The organism is Ktedonobacter sp. SOSP1-52 (assembly GCF_016587395.1).
This window is the reverse complement of the sequence record NZ_BNJH01000001.1, coordinates 637,815-654,230: the sequence shown is the minus strand read 5'-3', so window position 1 is coordinate 654,230 and position 16,416 is coordinate 637,815. Positions and strand designations below refer to the sequence as shown.

Genomic DNA, 16,416 nt, shown 5'->3' with positions numbered 1-16,416 from the left:
CATACTGCGTGGTCTTTCTGGTTCTTGGAAGACATATATCTACGAACAGAGGAGTTCTGGAAAAGGTGACAGATCCGCATGCTGGGGATTTATGGAGAAACGATGGTTAACCTCGTCACGCCTTGTAACGTGGTGACAGTTCGGTGGCTATGGTGCTCCATCCTCATCCGACATCTACATGCTTGGCAGATGACCTGGAGTGGAGAAAGGGTAACATGCAGCTCGGCTTTCGGGCGAGCTTGCTTTCTGGCCATGACGAACCTCCGGAGGTGGTCTTGTGACTGGAGATTTTTGGGGGTCCGATTTTGACAGACAGAGGGGAGCCTAAGGGGCAATTGGATCGTTCTGTGTCGCATCTTTGCGATAACTACAGACGCCTCGCTGTAACATGCTGGACGTCTGTGGGAAGTCGTAACGTGAGCAAAAAAAGTGGCTCTTCTCTCCTTCCTGTGGCTCGAACGTCCCATCCCGCACGACAGCTCATGGCACTTTCTCGACCGGAAACTGGATCTCGGTGAGCGCGTCGTCAAGATTCTCTTCCCGACGCAGGCGAATCTTGCGGCGTGGTCCAACGATGGTGTAGGCATTGTTTTCCATCCAGGTTCCCAGCGCTTGATAGGCCGGGAGCGCGAGCGCTGGATGTCCATGATGGAGCGTACTGGCCATGTGGGGAAAAGCTGGCAACTCGTACCGTGTCAGCCGTCCCTCACTGTGTGTGGAAAGCCGATCGGCGTCTCTGCCATCAACAGGTGCGACAATCTCCACGGAACCTGGAGTGCATTCGTCATCACGCTCCGTATGAACGACGAGCAGATGATCGATGGGTTTGACTCCATGGCGCTTCAGCATGCTGTCGATCCAGCACGTTTGATCCGCCAGATCACCCGTCGTCGGGTGCAGTGAGACTCCTGTGATTGGCCTGACCGCTTTGAGCACGACGTCATAGACCGGCAGAGAACTGCCTTGCTCAAGGGCACGCAGGCGCGCTTCGACGCGCACGAGTTGCTCCTGTTCCGCCTGGATCTGCTGCTGGAGTTGTGCCTGTCTGAGCCGCAGCATCCCTTGCAATGCGAGAGGAGAAACGCTTTCGTCCAGAATCTCGGCGATCTGTGTGAGTCCCAGTCCGAGCTCTTTGAACGCCAGAATACGATGCAGGTGCGGTAACTGATCCATCATATAGAACCGATAGCCGGTCTCAGGATCAACAGAGATCGGCTTGAGGAGCCCGATCTCGTCGTAGTAGCGCAGGGTGGTCATCGATACCCCGGCGAGCCTGGCAAAATCGCGAATTTTTAACATCTCATCTCTTCCTGCTGTACCTGCTCATTTTCTCTGAAGAGCTAGCCAATTCCCTCCACAATAGCCCTGCCCTCTTGACGCTCCGCACTCCATTCCGTCGCAATCAAGCGACGACCGGTCAGATCTCGCGAAGCGTCGGAGGCGAGAAACACCGCCGGAGCCTGTATAATCTCCGGCTGGAGCAAACGTGCCTGGAGATCCGCTGGCGTCTGGGCGGGGACCATCCCAGTATTGGTTGCGCTACCCGGCAGCAGAATATTGACACGAATACGCGCCTCGCTCAGCTCCTGTGCCCAGATGGCCGAGGCAGCCTCGAGCGCAGCCTTCGACGGCCCATAGGGAGAAAAACCGCGCCGCTTCATCGTTTCATAGCTCACCCCGATGTTAATGATGCTCCCCTCGCGCTGCTGCTGAAGCCAACGTGTCACCACTGCACGAGCCATATAGAATGGCCCATCGACATTTGTTTCTACAATCATACGCCAAACCGAAGGCTCAACCTCCCAAAAGCGAGTGGGCTCCGTCAGAAAAGAAGTACTGACATACTTCATACCTCGACCGGCGTTATTGACCAGAATATCGACGTGCCCAAACTGCTTCATGGTCTGGTCCACGATATGCTCACATGCTTCTGGATTCGTCACATCGGCGAGCAGTGCTACCACCCGCTCAGACCCATCCTGCTTCGCGAGTTGATCGAGCTCGGCCTGTTCACGCGCAGCCGTTACGGTCACCGATGCCCCTTCTTGTATGTATGCCTCCGCAATCGCGCGCCCTATCCCTCGTCCCGCTCCGGTCACGATCGCGACCTTTCCATCAAGTTTTCCCATTTCGGTTTCTCCTTTTTTGCCTCTCCAACACAAACGATCAGCACATTTCAGCTACAAGCCAGCAAAAAAATGACCGACGCAAGGACATCTTCTTCTGCCAGATCGTAGTGCCATTTTTGCGTCAGAGAAAGCCAACGTTTCCATCCTGCTCATTTGCAGAGAGGTGAACAACTCTTGTCACCAGCATACAACGTTCAGGTAGGGTGAAAGTCAAGAGGCTTTCTTCTGACTTTTTTAGGGTACACCACTTTTTTGCTCACGTTGCGACTTCCCACAGACGTCCAGCATGTTACGGCGAGGCGTCTGTAGTTATCGCAAAGATGTGACACAGAGCGATCCAATTGATACGCGGGGCTAAAAACGCAATGGACATGACGATGGGCATTTTGTGAGAAAGATAAGCCGGTTCAGATCAGGTTTGCCGACGTAGTTTTTTACGTTTAAACGTATTACATTCAATTAGAATGGATAATGCAAAAGAAGAAAATAATCAAGAGTATACGCACTTTGAAAGTATTTCAGTCGTTCAGAGAATGTTGTGGGCCTCAGGTACTACTACTCGTTATTGGAAAAGATAAATGTAGAAGGCTGGGACAGGAAAGAAAATATGAGTAGAGAGACCACTCGCCAGAACGCGCGTGGGAAGGTCCATGGTGTGTGTTGTTGTCATTAAGGAGGAGTCGAGAGGATGGATCCTGGTGTATGTTGTTCCTCTCCGTCTGCTGCCAGAGAGGTGAGTCTTTCAGCAACATGGTCATTCTCTTTCCCTCATACGTTGATTGTGGAAACAAAGGCAGATCGAAAAGATGCTGTCTGGTATTTTGTACCACCTCTCGAACGCAAACGAGCGTGAGGAGAGGAAATGTTCGACAGTTCATACAATATATGTTGCACGAACCATCGAATACTAATGCCAGAGAGTTTCTTTTGAGCCGGGCATAAGACGACTTTGTGATAAAAAAAGTATGTAAGAGGCAAAAGCGAAACCCAACGCATCAGTAGGTGTGCACCAACCATAATGTTCGCTCTCGTTGAAGCCAGGCACCCATGCTGGAATGGCTTCCTTTTTGAAGCGTCTGTTCAGCTTGGATGGAACTCCTATAGTACTAAGGAAAGAGATGCATATTACAATGGGAAGAGCTTGATGGAGACAGAAGCGCTTCCCTTTTTATCCAGGAAGGTAGTTGCATGCTGCATGAACCATATGGGGAAAGCCAGCAAGCTTTCGGACATCTTGATGGTCTTTTTGCCAAGAACCCGGAAGCTCGTGACTTTCTTGCCCAGGCTATTTTAGACTCAGTGACGGTCATGATGGCAGTTCTGGATACCAACGGAAGAGTGCACATTGTCAATGAAGCATGGAGACGCCAGGCGCGAGAATCCTGTTCACCTGACCAATTGACACGTGCCGGGATAGGGATGAATTACCTGGACGTGTGTAAACACGCACAGGGAGCATCTGCTGAAGAGGCTCCAGAAGCTTTCGCAGGTATTGAGGCGGTCCTGGGAGGAAGACAATCCTCATTTACTTTAGAATACCCCTGTTTTTCGCCAGCGCGGCAGAGTTGGTACCTGATGAGCGTCACCCCTCTTCCAGGAAATGCAGGGGCGGTGGTTGCCCATATCGATATTACCGAGCGCAAACAGCTCGAGCAGCAAAAAGATATCTTCATCAGTATGGCAAGTCATGAGTTGCGAGCGCCATTGACTGCCTTGAAAGGTTTAACGCAACTTGAGAAAAAGAAAAGTGAAAAGCGCGGTTTAAGCGAGTCTCTCCGTTTTCTGACAAAGATGGAGAAACATATTGATCAATTGACAAAGCTTGTCACTGAGTTATTCGATGCGGCAAAAATGCAGGCAGGGAGATTGGACTATGTCAAAGAACCTCTTGATCTGGATGCGTTGATCAACGAGATTGTTGAAACGGCACAACTGACGAGCCCAGGTCATAGGTTAACGATTCATGGAGCCTCGCATGCGACAATTAGTGGGGACCGGGACAAACTTGGACAAGCCTTTACCAACCTGTTGAGCAACGCCATCAAATATTCTCCTCAGGCAGACTATGTGGATATCTCCCTGGAGACCGTGCAAGATGGAGCTTTTGTGCGCATCCAAGATGCTGGGATTGGTATTCCCAAGGAGCGCCAGGACCGACTCTTTGAGCGTTTCTATCGTGTTGATACGTCCAAGCAGAACTATGTTCCCGGACTCGGTCTGGGCTTATACATTGCACATGAGATCATCAAGCATCATGGAGGAGAAATCACTGTGAGCAGTGAGGAGGGGAAAGGATCAATCTTCTCAGTTTCGCTTCCTTTGCACGTATCCGCCACGTAGGAGACCATTCCAGCATGGGTGCCTACTTCAACGAGCCAGATGCGCTCTACTTTCTATCGGTAGAGAACTCCTACACAGAGATTGGCGGCCTTATGAGCACCCAGATTAAATGGGTTTCTTATTCGTGAGTAGCGAACATTCTTCTCAGTAGCAGACATTATTGTTGGTGCACAGTAGGAGGAGCATGCACGAATAGGCGTCTAACCTCTACTCGCTCGCCTCATCCAGCGTCCCGCCAGCAGTCCCAGAGCGGCCGGAGCTGATGCCCAGGGCTCTCGCTACTTCGTGCAATTGGCTCTGGAGGGCAAGCCCCACCGCAAACCCAAGCACCAGGTTGGCAAGGGCACCGTTGAGGTGATCTAGGACCCGCGACCCTGGCCCTGGTTCCCCAGGAAGGGGAGGCGATCCTGCAGGTGTTCTGCGCGGAATTGGCTCCTGAGGCCGTGCCATTCGCCGTTTGCAACGGCAGATGGAGCGGCAGTGGCGAGCCGCCAATCCAGAGCGCTACGATGAGAAGGGGCGCATCAAGAAACAGGGCCGAAAGAAGCTGCGGTGGAAACAGAGTAAGCGCTATCAGGCCACGCGACGGCGCAAAGCGAGCAAAGAGCGCAAGCTGGCCGCTCACCGCAAGAGCCTGCACGGTTGTAAGGTGCATGAGGTGTGCGCGCTGGGCAACACCATCATCATTGAGAAGATTTCCTACAAAGCATGGCAGAAGCAATTTGGTAAGAGTGTGGGACTGCGAGCCCCAGGGATGTTTGTGGAACTCCTGAAGCGCACCGTTGCAAGCACGGGCGGCACCCTGGTAGAAGTCCCAACACGCACCACTGCATTGAGCCAATGGTGCCATGGCTGTGGCAAGCGGGTAAAGAAGCAACTCTCAGAGCGGTGGCATCAGTGCTCCTGTGGGGTGGGTCCCGTGCAACGCGATCTCTACTCGGCCTTTCTTGATCCAGCAGACCCCATTCCCTCGTGTCAGGGGTATTGGGAAGGTGCGGAAGCGCGCCTGCGGGCAGCACACGAGCGTCTCATCCAACGTGCGAGAGAGGGGCAGAGCATGCCCCGAAGCTTTGGTCTGACCAGAGCCGGAGCGCGTCTGCCCAAAAGTTCAGGGGAACCACCACAAGAGCCAGCGCTTCTCCTTCGGGATGAAGAGCTGGAAGCGTGGGCCGAACCCCTGGAACCCCCGCTGCTTTAGCGCGGGGAGCTCTCAGATTGGGGTAGATATCGGAAAATTTAAGCATGTCGCTGGCTTTGTCTCAAAAACGTTGCTGGAACATCATAAGCATTTTGAGAGTTGTCCAGCATTTATCATAACCGAGCGTAAGGCCCCTGGCTTTAGCCCTGACACTTATACACAAATATGCGATCTTGAAAAAGAACACGGAAGCGATGCGCTGCAGGTGCCTCGTTTTTCCCCACACGAGAGGTGACACACATTCGGTGAAAAAGTCGCGTGTCTCGCCAAGCTGAAAGCACATCATTGTGCATCAAGGGGCGTTTTTTTCAACACCTTTCCCTCGCATCATGCTGAGGATCTTCTGCAAACTTTCATATTTGTGTATAAGTGACAGGCTTTAGCCACGGGGATACAAGCGAGTCCTTTTGAGGCGGATAGGGCGGGGTAAAAACGCTTGACATACAACCATTACAGTGTTAAAATGGTTGCATGAAACAAGAAACACAACCGCTTACAGTGCGTTTTCCTCCTGCTCTTTTGAAGCAACTCAGGATATGCGCAATCATCAACAACCGTTCCCTCAACGGAGAGATTCTTACGGCAATCGAGGAGCATGTGAAGCGAGAGGCAAAGAAGAAAGGTCAGTAACGTGGTCAAGAAGGCGTATAAGTACCGCTTTTACCCAACGGACGAACAGGCGCGTCATCTGGCGCAAACGTTCGGCTGTTGTCGCTTCGTGTACAACTATGCCCTCTCGACCAAGAAACATGCCTACTTTGATCACAAACGCAAGATCAAAACCTCCGAACTCAGTGTCGCCATCACCGCCCTCAAAAAAGAAGAGGGGACGGCATGGCTCAAAGATGTGAGCAGCGTCCCCTTGCAACAGTCCCTTCGTCATCTTGACGCCGCCTACAAAAACTTTTTTGAGGGGCGAGCCAAGTATCCCACCTTCAAAAAGAAGCACAAAGGACAGAGCGCGACCTATACCGACAACGCCTTTACATGGCGTGGGGGAAAGCTCACTCTTGCCAAACAGAAAGACCCCCTCAATATTGTGTGGTCGCGCCCACTGCCAAAGGATACACGTATTTCCAGTGTGACCATCTCCAAAGACCCATCAGGGCGCTACTTCATTTCTTTGCTGGTTGAAGAGTGGATCGAACCTCTTCCCCTGACGGAGAAGGTCGTCGGGGTGGACCTGGGCCTCAAATCCCTGCTCATTCCCTCCGATGGGAAAACCATCGCTAACCCAAAGCACCTCCACAGCTACGAAAAGAAGCTTGCCAAGGCTCAGAGACGACACGCGAAAAAGAAAAAGGGCAGCAAGAACCGCGACAAGGCCCGCAAAAAAGTGGCTCGTCTGCATGCCAAGATTGTCAATACCCGTCGAGACTACCAGCACAAAGTGACCACCAGACTGATACGCGAAAACCAAGTGATCTGCCTGGAAGACTTACATGTGGCTGGCATGCTCAAAAACCACTGTCTTGCCAAAGCCATTAGCGATGTAGGATGGGGTGAGATTCGGCGGCAACTGGAATACAAAGCGGCATGGTACGGGCGCACGGTCGTCATCATTGATCGGTGGGAAGCGACCAGCAAGACGTGTAGCGCCTGTGGGTACAACCTGGACATCCTCACCCTGGATGTACGGGAGTGGGTCTGTCCAGGTTGTGGTGTCTGCCATGACCGAGACATCAACGCTGCATACAACATCTTGGCTGCGGGACTCGCAGTCGTATCAGCCTGCGGAGAGAACGTAAGACCTGTGACCTCGAAAGGGGCGTAGGCAGTCCTCGGTGAAACAGGAAGGCTCTCTCGTGAGGGAGAGAATCCCCCGCCCTTCAGGCGTGGGGAGTAGGTCAACGGAGCAGAACGCCAATCGCTGAGAGCACAAAGACCAGGGGGGCTGCTGCCCCTGCTTGCGAAGCAATCAGCGGAACATTAAAGAGCATCGATGCAGCGGGCGCGATGGCCGCGATGCAGAGAAAGGCGATACCCCATAGGCCAAGAGCATTTTGACGCAAACCTGTTGTGTTACAGCGATGTGCAGAAGTACTGAACTGGGGACTGGCGCAAATGATGCAATGAAGCGGTCCTCACCACATAGTGAGGACCGCTTCATTGCATCGGATACCTAAATTATGATCAGTTTTTGTCCTACCTGGTCCTGGCACCAGCAGCCACAGGGACGGCACTTCTCTTGCCTGCTCCTCGCAGTTCCTCGAACCAACCCCAGTCCGTATTCTGATCAACGACCGTCTGCAAGAACCCATTGACCGTTTCTTTCCGCGCCCAATCGCGCTGAAGTTCACATGCCACCGCGTTCCACGTTACCAGTTGTGCACCCGCCTGAGATACTCTCTGTAACGCGGTCTCATGCGCCAGGGGAGTCGTCCCACCAAGCGCATCCACCACTGGATAGACTTCGTAGCCTTCCTTGAGCGCATCAAGGGTCGGGAACAGCAGGCAAGCCTCAGTCCATAATGCACCCATGATCAGTTTTCGTCGTCCGGTGGCTTTAATAGCCGCAACTGTCTCTTTGTCTTCCCAGGTGTTAATGGATGTACGATCATAGGATTTCACATCCGAGAGAACTTCCTTTAATTGCGGAATGGTATCTGGATTGACACCATTACTCACATTGACCGTTGTGAGTATGATAGGAAGTTCAAACGCCTTCGCGAGCTTGGCAAGCGTGACGACGTTGTTGATAAGGTCACCTGAATCCATCGATTTGACGGTGTAGATTTGCAACGGCTGATAGTCGATAAGCACCAGCGCTGCGTTCTTCGGAGTCAGCAGGTGATCTTTCATGGGGTCGCGCATTGGTAAACTGGTCATTATTTTCTCCTTTGTGGATTGTAAGAGATTGGCACGCACTCCTCTCTCGCCCAGAGCCACCTTTGCCTCTCTGAACATGCAAGAGGACACCCCGATCCACTTCACCCAGAAATCGGGAGCCTCCTCCAGCGAGGAAACGGTTATGTAGTATGATCGATACTAGAGATCGCGACAGGCAATCTCGACGTCATTCCAATCGGGTTGGGCGTGGTCATTTCGCGCCCCTATTGCGCTGCCAGAAGGCCTGGAGCTGCTGGCAAATGAAATCGGTCTTTTCCTCGAAGACCCAGTGGCCGCATTCTTCGATCATGCCGCCTTGAGCGCTGACGGAGATCGCCTTGGCACTGTCGATGCAGTGCGACCCGAAAGAGCGCACGCCAGCCCAGGCAAGCATCGGGACCTTCAGCTTCTCCCGCGTCAGCTCGGCCGTCTGCTCCGCCATCTGCGGGATGTAGCCATAATGGTTGAGGCTAGCGCGCAGATTGCCCGGCTGGCGCATCTGAACGACGTAGCGTTCAACCTCTTCCTCCGGAATCGCGTTGGGATTGTAAGCAAAATCGCGGAAGAAGTGACGTAGATACCTATCCTCACGCCCCTCAATGAGGAAGGTCGTGATGTCCATGTTCATATGCATGCTCAGATGCCAGTACGGCACGCGCGGGTCGACATAGCCGGGGTAATTGAGCCCAAAGAAGGGCGTCTCGATCGTCGACAGCGACAGAGCCCAATCGCCTGCCATGTAGGCCAGCGCGACTGACGGCGGGCCACCGAGATCATGACTTACGATATGAAACTTATCGATGCCTTCGACCGCGAGAAGCTCTAGCATATCCTGAGCGATCGTCTTCGGCTCGTAACCCGAGAAGGGCTTGTCGCTGTCAGCGAAACCCCTGAGATCGGGGACGATGAAGCGGTATTGACCTGCGAGTTTCTCGATCAGTGGCAAGTATTCACGGTGGTTCTGAGGCCAACCGTGCATGCCGAGCACCACAGGTCCTTCACCAGCCACGATGTAGTGCAGGTTCACTCTGTTTACGACTGCGCGTTTGTTGATGTAGTCAGTCATTGCTTATCCTTAGGCTACGCAAACCATTCATATTCGTCCTACACGCTCCGGCTTCGTAGGGGTGGAGTGAAGGTTGCTGTCACCAGGGGCAGTCCATCGAGCATCACATGTATTTTTGCTTACTCGTTCCACCACCAGCTAACGGTCTGCTCGAACTCCTGCTTATGATTCTCAAGCGCCAGTTCAATGTATGGGCATATGTCGTCTGAGAGGAATGGGAAGGCACATCTGAGCACCTGAACCATCTCATTGCTTGTGATAAGCAAATGATGCTCAGCATGCAAGAGCGGTTGATGCGGTAGCCGCTCCATCTCCCTGATTGCTTTCACTATCTGCTCAAAGAGTTTATCGTGTGCGCTGGGCCGTTCCCTATCGCACCTCCTATCATCATTATCATGCCCACGCCCACAAGCACAGCCGTTACTTTGCCCCTGATGACAGGAACCTTCACGCAACCCCTACCTACAGCGGTCTTCACAAAAATTGAACCTCGTGGCAAAATAACCCCATGCGAGCATATTCTCAAGATTTACGACAGCGTATCCTGCACGCGGTTGACCAAGGAAGACCGCGCGCAGAGATTATCAAAACATTTGGTGTTTCCCGATCTACGGTCAAACGCTATCTCAAGTTGAGACGCGAGACCGGCGATGTGAAGCCCAAGTCCATTCCAGGGCGCCCCTCAAAGAAAGGAGCCGCTTTGCAAGCTGGACTGCTCTCTCAACTCGAAGCGCGTCCCGATGCGACGCTTGTAGAGCATTGTCGGCTCTGGGAAGCTACTCATGGCATCCAGATCAGCTCTGCGACAATGAGTCGTGCAATCCACCATCTGAACTGGACCCGGAAGAAAAAAACATTACGGGCAAGTGAGCAGAATGAAGCTGATCGCGCAGCCTGGCGAGAACAGGCCCAAACGTTAGATGCAGGCAAACTCGTTTTTCTCGATGAATGTGGTTCCAATATCGCCTTAACCCGCGTGTATGGTCGATCGCCCAAAGGGAAACGAGTATATGGTTCTGTTCCACGCAACCGGCGAGCCAATATCACACTCCTGGCTTCGCTCTCGCTCCAGGGGATGGGTTGAGGCATTCATCCTTGAGGGCTCGGTAGATAGCATTGCCTTTGAGATCTACATCGAACAGGTTCTGGCTCCGAGCCTGCAAGTGGGGCAAATCGTGATTCTGGACAATTTGAGTACGCATACTGGAGAAAACGTTCGGCGAGCTATCGAAGCGCGAGGATGTCAGCTTCTGTTTCTGCCATCCTACTCCTCCGACTTTTCGCCGATTGAAGAGGCATTCTCCAAGTTGAAAGCTTTCTTACGCCGGGTGGGAGCGCGCACACCAGAGGCATTGCAAGAAGCGATTGGGCAAGCGCTCCTCACTATTACCACACAGGATGCCATCGGTTGGTTCCATCACTGTGGCTATCGTTCATTGGCACGAGGATCGCTCGAAAAAAGATGCACTGTTGCGTAAGCGCATCCTTTTGATCCGTTACCGGAGAACGCCATCATGCCGCTCGGGCTGGGCAACTGCAGTTAGTCGAAAAAGTCGGGGAGTTGTTTGAGTGTTGACCATTGAGAGCCGTCATGTCCGAAAATGACCAAGGAGAGGTGTTTCCTCTCGGCCAGATTGAGCAACTTGCGTGTGCTGGCAATGGCACCCGCTCCGTCGGCGTCCGTTGGACCAACTGGCCGATCAGCAGTGAAATGAGCCTGGATGGCGACGGCATCAATGGCAAGAAGCACCGAACCGGTCTGAGGCAGATGGACAAGCACCGCCTGGTGTCCAGGGACATGTCCACTGGTCTCGATGAGTTCAAGTCCAGGAAGCAGTTGTGTGTCGCCATCAACCAACTGGTATCGCGAGGCAGGCTGATCCCACTGGGAACGGGTGAGCGCAAAACGGGGGTGACCGGCACTCGCTACTTCATGTTGCAGGCGTTGTGCAATGAGCCGGGCATTGGGGAAGGCTCCATGATTGCCTGCGTGATCATCATCGTAGTGGGTACAGATCAGGAGATCAATGTCAGAAGATCGCACGTCTATCGTTGCCAGTTGTTCAATGACGCCCTTCTCGTGTTCTATTCTCTGCAGCCCAGGTGTGTTTGGCAGTGGCTGGAAGTTCAGGGGAAAGCCGCTATCAATCAGAATGTTTTTGCCATCTCTGGTCTGAATGAGATAGCAGGGAACTGGTAGTGTAAGTGGACCCACAATCATGGTTGCTACCTGCATGAGGTAGAGTCGCTGCGGGCCAGATGCGCTGGTTATCATACAATTGTCCTTGCATTTGAAAAAAGACGAGTTCCAAATTAGGCGCGGCATTCGCACCAGATCGAATGGTCACGTTTATAGGATTATCGCCGATACAGACATGATAATCAGACAAAATGACCTGCAAGAAGCGTAGCATGCTCATCGCAGCCAGAGAAAGAGCAAATCTATGCTCTCAGCATGTGCGCAAGCATCACTATGCTCTCAGCATAGGTTCAAGAGGCGAGGACCTCTCCAAGATCGCCTCTGCTGCTATGTGTGGTAGCTCGTCGAGTGTTTGAGGTGATGACAACCTACTTCTTTGACCACCAGGAACGCTCCTTGAAGACGGCTCAAGATTTCTGTGCACCGCTGTAGGGTCGTATCTCTTTGCATGCTTTCCAGTACGACCTTCACCTTGAAATCGGCAATATAGGTTTTCTTCTCCATTTCGTCCAGTTCTTTCAGGGTCTCATCTTCCTTTGTCTAGTTTATTGTAGACCGAACAGATCACTGGACTAGCTATCGTCTGATGCAGCCCGAAGTTACTCAATACCTAATGCGAGCCGCGGCCGAACTGCTCGGGATTGCCGTGTAAACCAAAGCGGGAGGGAGCCGATTACCTCCCTCCCGCTGCTCCTTGGTACTATCGCGAACTTTGCAAATGATGTGGGAGTGGAAAGCTGTCAAATCTGAACAAATAACCAGAGAAAGTTAGTCTTGATGACCTTGAGTGTAGAGAACCTCACGACTTAGATGAACTGCTAAGTGACATCCATGAGTTGTTGGAGAAAAAGGGAATAGCGGTCATCATGTAACCGGCGTTTGGTGGTCAAGAGGGAAGAGGCTGAAGTGATATCGTTTCACTTCAGCCTCTTTTGGGTTTTTTCATGATGAACGCTTCAATTTCTAGGTGAAGGAAATCTTCTCCTGAATCGGGGCAACTCCAAAAGTTTGTCCAGCCCATATGTAAGCAAGACTGGCATGATCTTGCAAATCCTGGCACTCGACTTCGCTCTCAAAATGATAGCGGGGAAAATAGAGCATTTGCATCCTGTGGGCAAACGAATTTTCCCTATTTACCCCTTGTACAAATAGGAGCCTCATATTATACTTATATTCATCAATCTCGTTGCCCTTGTCTTCTGACAAGCTTCTCGAAGGATGATGTGGTCCTGAGAAAGGTTCTCTGACGACTTTGTCTCTCGCGCTGTTGCTCCAGTAATGCTAGGAGCGCACTACGCGGCTCGCGACTGGTAATGCAGTGCGGTCTGCTCACAGAGAGAACAGCAACACCGTACTGTGCACATCCACAATTGAATAGTGGCAGAGATATTCGCCTTCTCAACTCTAGTAAATAGGGTGTGGATAGTCGTTTCTGCGAAACAATTCTCCGAGTCGCACATTGACTCTTCGAGTTGGATCGCAGGGGCGATGTTCTACACGCTGTTTCCGGTGTCCTACACCGGGACGAGAGAAGGGATGTCCATGGGGAAAATCTCGTTGAGGGCTCTGATCGGCACCGTCTTCGGCCTCGCCGGACTGTTCCTGTCCGGGTCGATGCTGACGGCGGGTCTCGCCAAGGCGCTCAACACACTCACCACCTTCCCCTTGAGCCTGGTGAAGTACCTGCTGACCCTGGTCTCGCAGGACCACTGGATTCACTACCAGTGGGCGAACTCGTACGTGTCGGCGAGCGTTCTGGCGCTGACGCCGCTGGTGTTCCACATCATCTTCATCAGGATACTGCAGAAGAAGAAGAACCACAAGACGGGGGAGCCGTTCCTCCAGAAGAACCTGACCTGGGAGATCGCCGGGCTCGCCTGGCTGGCCGGCCCAGCCATGGCCTCCTGGATGGAGCACGGCCCGCTCGCGGCATTTTTCGGTCTCGGTAGCCTCGTGGCGATGTCGGTCTGCGCCCTCATCGCGGTCAAGGCCTGACACGTCTCTGTCACAGCGCTGGTGCTCTCCCTCACAAGGGGAGGGCACCGGTGTTTTTGGGGGCTTGCTTGTTCAATGTGGTTCTGTCAGAACTGAGAGCGTAGAAGCTCATCAGGAAACGGCAAAAGCTGAGGTACTGTAGTCTCGTGCTAGAAGACTGCCTGTATCGCTTCCTTCAAAGCTGTAAGTCGATCAAGGACAACTTGGCGCTGCTCTTGATAGGTGAGTGGTTCTCTCATGGCAGAGCGAGGACGAAGATAATTGCGTAATTCGTCAAAGGCAGAACAAAAACGAGCGGCAGAGCCGAAGCTCCCAAAGCCATGCATGGGATAATACCGCCGCTTGATTCCTCGATGGCTTTGCTCCAACCGATTATTCAGGTACTTGTTTGTTCGGTGCTGTACATTGCTGCCTATCGTCTCATGTATTGCCCGTGGGTAGGATGTATGGCCGTCCGTCGTCACCCGTTCCGGAGCATGGCCGACAACGGCGAGAGCTTGCTTGAAAAACTCTTGGGCTGCCTCCATATCGCGCTTCTCGCTCAGGCGTGAATCAACCAGATTGCCATCTGCATCAATAGCACGATAGAGGTAACACCACTTTCCCTTGACCCTTATGTAGGTGCGCATCAACGTACCAAGATTGCTCTGCTTGCCCGCGCTGTTTGATCTGCAATTGCTCTGTAAGAAGTGGAGCAAACCGCCGTTCCCACTCCCGAACCGCCTCATAGGTGAATGTGACCCCTCGCTCAAGGAACATTTCGGCGAGATCTCGTAGGCCCAATTTGTAGCGGAGCTGCCACTGAACAACCAGGAAGACAACGTCGGTGGGATATTCCAGAAAGTTGAATTGCGTTCCTGTGCGCTCATTGAAGAGGTGCTTACAAGCTGAGCAATGGAACATGCGATAGCCGAGCGTGGTCTTCTGGGATTGTTCTTTGGTGGTGGCTGAGGCGCAATGTGGGCAGTTCATGAAGCACTCCCTCTCAGATGAGTCGTTGTTCTTTTTAGCATACCTCGCAAACAATCACCACGACAAGCCTTCTTCCGAATTCTGACAGAACCAATTGTGGAATCGAAGCAGTCAGGGGAGAGAGTGGTTGTGGCAGTGTGGTGTGTCTGGGTATGAGGGCAGGTGAGTGCTGTGCGTCAGGTGGCAGCAGGGGGAAGGAGTTGCGTGAGTGGGTGTGCAGGTGTGGGAGGGAGGAGGGAATGAGGAGAGGGACGAGATGAGATACAATAGAGGCGTAATTTTGGTAGCGAGAGAAGGAAGGTATGCGAGCATCATGCGGTTGACGAAGATGGCAGCGGGGGTGAAGGTATTTTCGATGTTGCCGTGGGAGAGGGAGGAGTTGGCGGCGCTGGCTGTGCAAGGGAGGGAGTGGGTGCCCTTTTCGAGTACAGGCAAGCAGCAGCGGGTGCTGGGCCAGATTCACAGCCAGTCGCGCGAGATTGCGTTGGAGAAGGGCGTGGAGATTTACGATCGGCAAGTGGTGGTGTTGGGTCCCGTGGAGCGGAGCACACAGTAAGCGAAGGAGGCGCGAGGCGAGGATGCCTGGGCCGTGGATGGTCTGGGGCGATGGATTGCAGATGTGGAGGAGGATGAGAGCCATGATGGATTTTTTCTGTCTCTCTTGTGGGAGCGAGAGAGCAAGAGCTCACCTCACCAGGTGGACAGTTCTTCGAGCGACGGTCGAACTGGCCGAACTGCTCGGCATTGCCGTGTAAACCAAAGCGGGAGGGAGGCAATCGGCTCCCTCCCGCTGCTCCTTGGTACTATCGCGAACGTTGCAAATGATGTGATAGTGGGAAGTGGTCACATCTGAACAATGACGAGAGAAAGTTCGTCTTGATGAAGTTGAGCTTGTAGAACCTCGCGAGTGAGAAAACGTACTGAGCGACACCCATGAGTCGTTGGAGGGAAAGGGAATAGCTGTCGCTGATCCTGTCCCAAAATTGTGGAAGAGCCCACGGGATGCGCAACGAGATAGAGAGAGCACAGAAACAGGTGCCACCAGGCAGAATGAAAAGAACAGCACCCTTGTGACGAGGAAGCGTGAGGCAGGGATGGTACGTTTTCTCATGCTTGTGAGATCTTTCAGCAAGATAGGAGAAGTTTTTTTCGGGGTGCGCGAGTAAGCCAGAGGTGCTGCCAGAGCCAGAGAGGACCGGAATACTGCTATGACTCACCCACGTGGGCGAATTTCCTAAGGCAATCGAGGGATGGGCATGAGCAAGGGGGACCATCATTCCTCGCGCAGCTTGTCGATGGGTAAATTGGCACAGGATCGAACATGGAACCTTCGATGATGACGTTCACCCGACAACCCAGAGGAGACAACTTGACAAACAGGAGGACGGAAATGTTACTGAAGAACAAAAACGCCGTGATCTACGGAGCAGGAGGAGCTGTCGGCGGTGCGGTGGCCCGCGCCTTCGCCCACGAGGGAGCCAACGTCTTCCTTGCCGGTCGCACCCTTTCTTCGCTTGAGGCCGTGGCGAAGGACGTCTCCCACGCGGGAGGAGTGGCTGAGGTCGCTCAGGTCGATGCGCTCGACGAGCGGGAAGTAGAGAACTATCTGAATGAAGTGGCAAGAAAAGCTGGGAGCATCGACATCTCCTTCAACGTCATCGGACTCGGCGACACCCAGGGGCTCCCC

Annotated in this window: 14 protein-coding genes and 3 pseudogenes; 9 read left to right on the top strand and 8 right to left on the bottom strand. The window is 53.0% G+C overall.

From position 1 onward, the window contains the following. Window positions 1-480: 480 nt before the first annotated feature. A complete protein-coding gene (locus JMJ16_RS02885) occupies window positions 481-1,299 on the bottom strand; it encodes a MerR family transcriptional regulator (protein WP_201378256.1) in 819 nt (272 codons plus the stop codon). A 41-nt stretch (window positions 1,300-1,340) separates the two neighbouring features. Next, the gene (locus JMJ16_RS02880) at window positions 1,341-2,129 is read right to left on the bottom strand and encodes an SDR family NAD(P)-dependent oxidoreductase (RefSeq protein ID WP_201378255.1); all 789 of its coding nucleotides are present in this window, start codon (window positions 2,127-2,129) and stop codon (window positions 1,341-1,343) included. Window positions 2,130-3,317: 1,188 nt separating this feature from the next. On the opposite strand from JMJ16_RS02880, the gene JMJ16_RS02875 reads away from it, so the two are divergent. The 4 genes and pseudogenes from JMJ16_RS02875 (at window position 3,318) to tnpB (ending at window position 7,441) form a co-directional block, all read left to right on the top strand. Further along, window positions 3,318-4,469: an ATP-binding protein gene (locus tag JMJ16_RS02875; protein WP_201378253.1), complete on the top strand. Its 1,152-nt coding sequence runs from the start codon at window positions 3,318-3,320 to the stop codon at window positions 4,467-4,469. A gap of 213 nt (window positions 4,470-4,682) precedes the next feature. Next, window positions 4,683-5,667 (top strand): annotated as a pseudogene (locus JMJ16_RS02870) (zinc ribbon domain-containing protein); the annotation flags it as partial. Between the two features lie 471 nt (window positions 5,668-6,138). Then, entirely contained in the window at window positions 6,139-6,297 is a 159-nt protein-coding gene (locus tag JMJ16_RS56685) for an Arc family DNA-binding protein (protein WP_201378248.1), read from the top strand. Between the two features lies 1 nt (window position 6,298). Next, a complete protein-coding gene (gene tnpB / locus JMJ16_RS02860; protein WP_201378247.1) occupies window positions 6,299-7,441 on the top strand; it encodes an IS200/IS605 family element RNA-guided endonuclease TnpB in 1,143 nt (380 codons plus the stop codon). A gap of 73 nt (window positions 7,442-7,514) precedes the next feature. On the opposite strand, the gene JMJ16_RS02855 is transcribed toward tnpB, so the two are convergent. The 4 genes from JMJ16_RS02855 to JMJ16_RS02840 all read right to left on the bottom strand — a co-directional run bounded on the left by JMJ16_RS02855 (window position 7,515) and on the right by JMJ16_RS02840 (window position 9,873). Next, window positions 7,515-7,679 carry a hypothetical protein gene (locus JMJ16_RS02855; protein WP_201378246.1) on the bottom strand — a complete coding sequence of 55 codons (165 nt, stop codon included), beginning with the start codon at window positions 7,677-7,679 and terminating at the stop codon, window positions 7,515-7,517. Between the two features lie 133 nt (window positions 7,680-7,812). After that, complete coding sequence (locus JMJ16_RS02850; protein ID WP_201378245.1) at window positions 7,813-8,496, bottom strand: hydrolase; 684 nt, start codon at window positions 8,494-8,496, stop codon at window positions 7,813-7,815. Between the two features lie 211 nt (window positions 8,497-8,707). Further along, on the bottom strand, window positions 8,708-9,562 hold the full coding sequence (locus JMJ16_RS02845; protein ID WP_201378244.1) for an alpha/beta fold hydrolase: 855 nt from the start codon (window positions 9,560-9,562) through the stop codon (window positions 8,708-8,710). 119 nt (window positions 9,563-9,681) lie between these two features. Next, the gene (locus JMJ16_RS02840; protein ID WP_201378242.1) at window positions 9,682-9,873 is read right to left on the bottom strand and encodes a hypothetical protein; all 192 of its coding nucleotides are present in this window, start codon (window positions 9,871-9,873) and stop codon (window positions 9,682-9,684) included. Between the two features lie 197 nt (window positions 9,874-10,070). On the opposite strand from JMJ16_RS02840, the gene JMJ16_RS53605 reads away from it, so the two are divergent. Next, window positions 10,071-10,646 (top strand): IS630 family transposase, encoded by a 576-nt coding sequence (locus JMJ16_RS53605; protein ID WP_236601154.1) that lies wholly within the window; start codon window positions 10,071-10,073, stop codon window positions 10,644-10,646. After that, window positions 10,573-11,040: a transposase gene (locus JMJ16_RS53600; RefSeq protein WP_236601153.1), complete on the top strand. Its 468-nt coding sequence runs from the start codon at window positions 10,573-10,575 to the stop codon at window positions 11,038-11,040. Before JMJ16_RS53605 ends, JMJ16_RS53600 begins: the two co-directional genes overlap by 74 nt. Before the next feature lie 62 nt (window positions 11,041-11,102). Here JMJ16_RS53600 and JMJ16_RS02830 read toward each other — a convergent pair whose 3' ends face one another. After that, a complete protein-coding gene (locus JMJ16_RS02830) occupies window positions 11,103-11,837 on the bottom strand; it encodes an N-acyl homoserine lactonase family protein (protein WP_201378240.1) in 735 nt (244 codons plus the stop codon). A 1,413-nt stretch (window positions 11,838-13,250) separates the two neighbouring features. Between JMJ16_RS02830 and JMJ16_RS02825 the strand changes: the two genes are divergently transcribed. Then, complete coding sequence (locus JMJ16_RS02825; protein ID WP_201378238.1) at window positions 13,251-13,757, top strand: hypothetical protein; 507 nt, start codon at window positions 13,251-13,253, stop codon at window positions 13,755-13,757. A gap of 149 nt (window positions 13,758-13,906) precedes the next feature. Here the strand turns inward: JMJ16_RS02825 and JMJ16_RS02820 are convergent. Then, a pseudogene (locus tag JMJ16_RS02820) lies at window positions 13,907-14,729 on the bottom strand (IS6 family transposase). 313 nt (window positions 14,730-15,042) lie between these two features. Between JMJ16_RS02820 and JMJ16_RS02815 the strand changes: the two are divergent. Continuing rightward, window positions 15,043-15,285: a transcriptional regulator gene (locus JMJ16_RS02815; protein ID WP_201378236.1), complete on the top strand. Its 243-nt coding sequence runs from the start codon at window positions 15,043-15,045 to the stop codon at window positions 15,283-15,285. Window positions 15,286-16,050: 765 nt separating this feature from the next. Beyond that, window positions 16,051-16,344: pseudogene (locus tag JMJ16_RS55855) on the top strand (SDR family NAD(P)-dependent oxidoreductase); the annotation flags it as partial. Window positions 16,345-16,416: the final 72 nt, after the last annotated feature.

Coding starts and splice junctions, on each gene's coding strand:
- JMJ16_RS02885 (WP_201378256.1), bottom strand. CDS start 1,299: ATGTTAAAAATTCGCGATTTTGCCAGGCTCGCCGGGGTATCGATGACC.
- JMJ16_RS02880 (WP_201378255.1), bottom strand. CDS start 2,129: ATGGGAAAACTTGATGGAAAGGTCGCGATCGTGACCGGAGCGGGACGA.
- JMJ16_RS02875 (WP_201378253.1), top strand. CDS start 3,318: ATGCTGCATGAACCATATGGGGAAAGCCAGCAAGCTTTCGGACATCTT.
- JMJ16_RS56685 (WP_201378248.1), top strand. CDS start 6,139: ATGAAACAAGAAACACAACCGCTTACAGTGCGTTTTCCTCCTGCTCTT.
- JMJ16_RS02850 (WP_201378245.1), bottom strand. CDS start 8,496: ATGACCAGTTTACCAATGCGCGACCCCATGAAAGATCACCTGCTGACT.
- JMJ16_RS02845 (WP_201378244.1), bottom strand. CDS start 9,562: ATGACTGACTACATCAACAAACGCGCAGTCGTAAACAGAGTGAACCTG.
- JMJ16_RS02840 (WP_201378242.1), bottom strand. CDS start 9,873: ATGGAGCGGCTACCGCATCAACCGCTCTTGCATGCTGAGCATCATTTG.
- JMJ16_RS53605 (WP_236601154.1), top strand. CDS start 10,071: ATGCGAGCATATTCTCAAGATTTACGACAGCGTATCCTGCACGCGGTT.
- JMJ16_RS53600 (WP_236601153.1), top strand. CDS start 10,573: ATGGTTCTGTTCCACGCAACCGGCGAGCCAATATCACACTCCTGGCTT.
- JMJ16_RS02830 (WP_201378240.1), bottom strand. CDS start 11,837: ATGATAACCAGCGCATCTGGCCCGCAGCGACTCTACCTCATGCAGGTA.
- JMJ16_RS02825 (WP_201378238.1), top strand. CDS start 13,251: ATGTTCTACACGCTGTTTCCGGTGTCCTACACCGGGACGAGAGAAGGG.
- JMJ16_RS02815 (WP_201378236.1), top strand. CDS start 15,043: ATGCGGTTGACGAAGATGGCAGCGGGGGTGAAGGTATTTTCGATGTTG.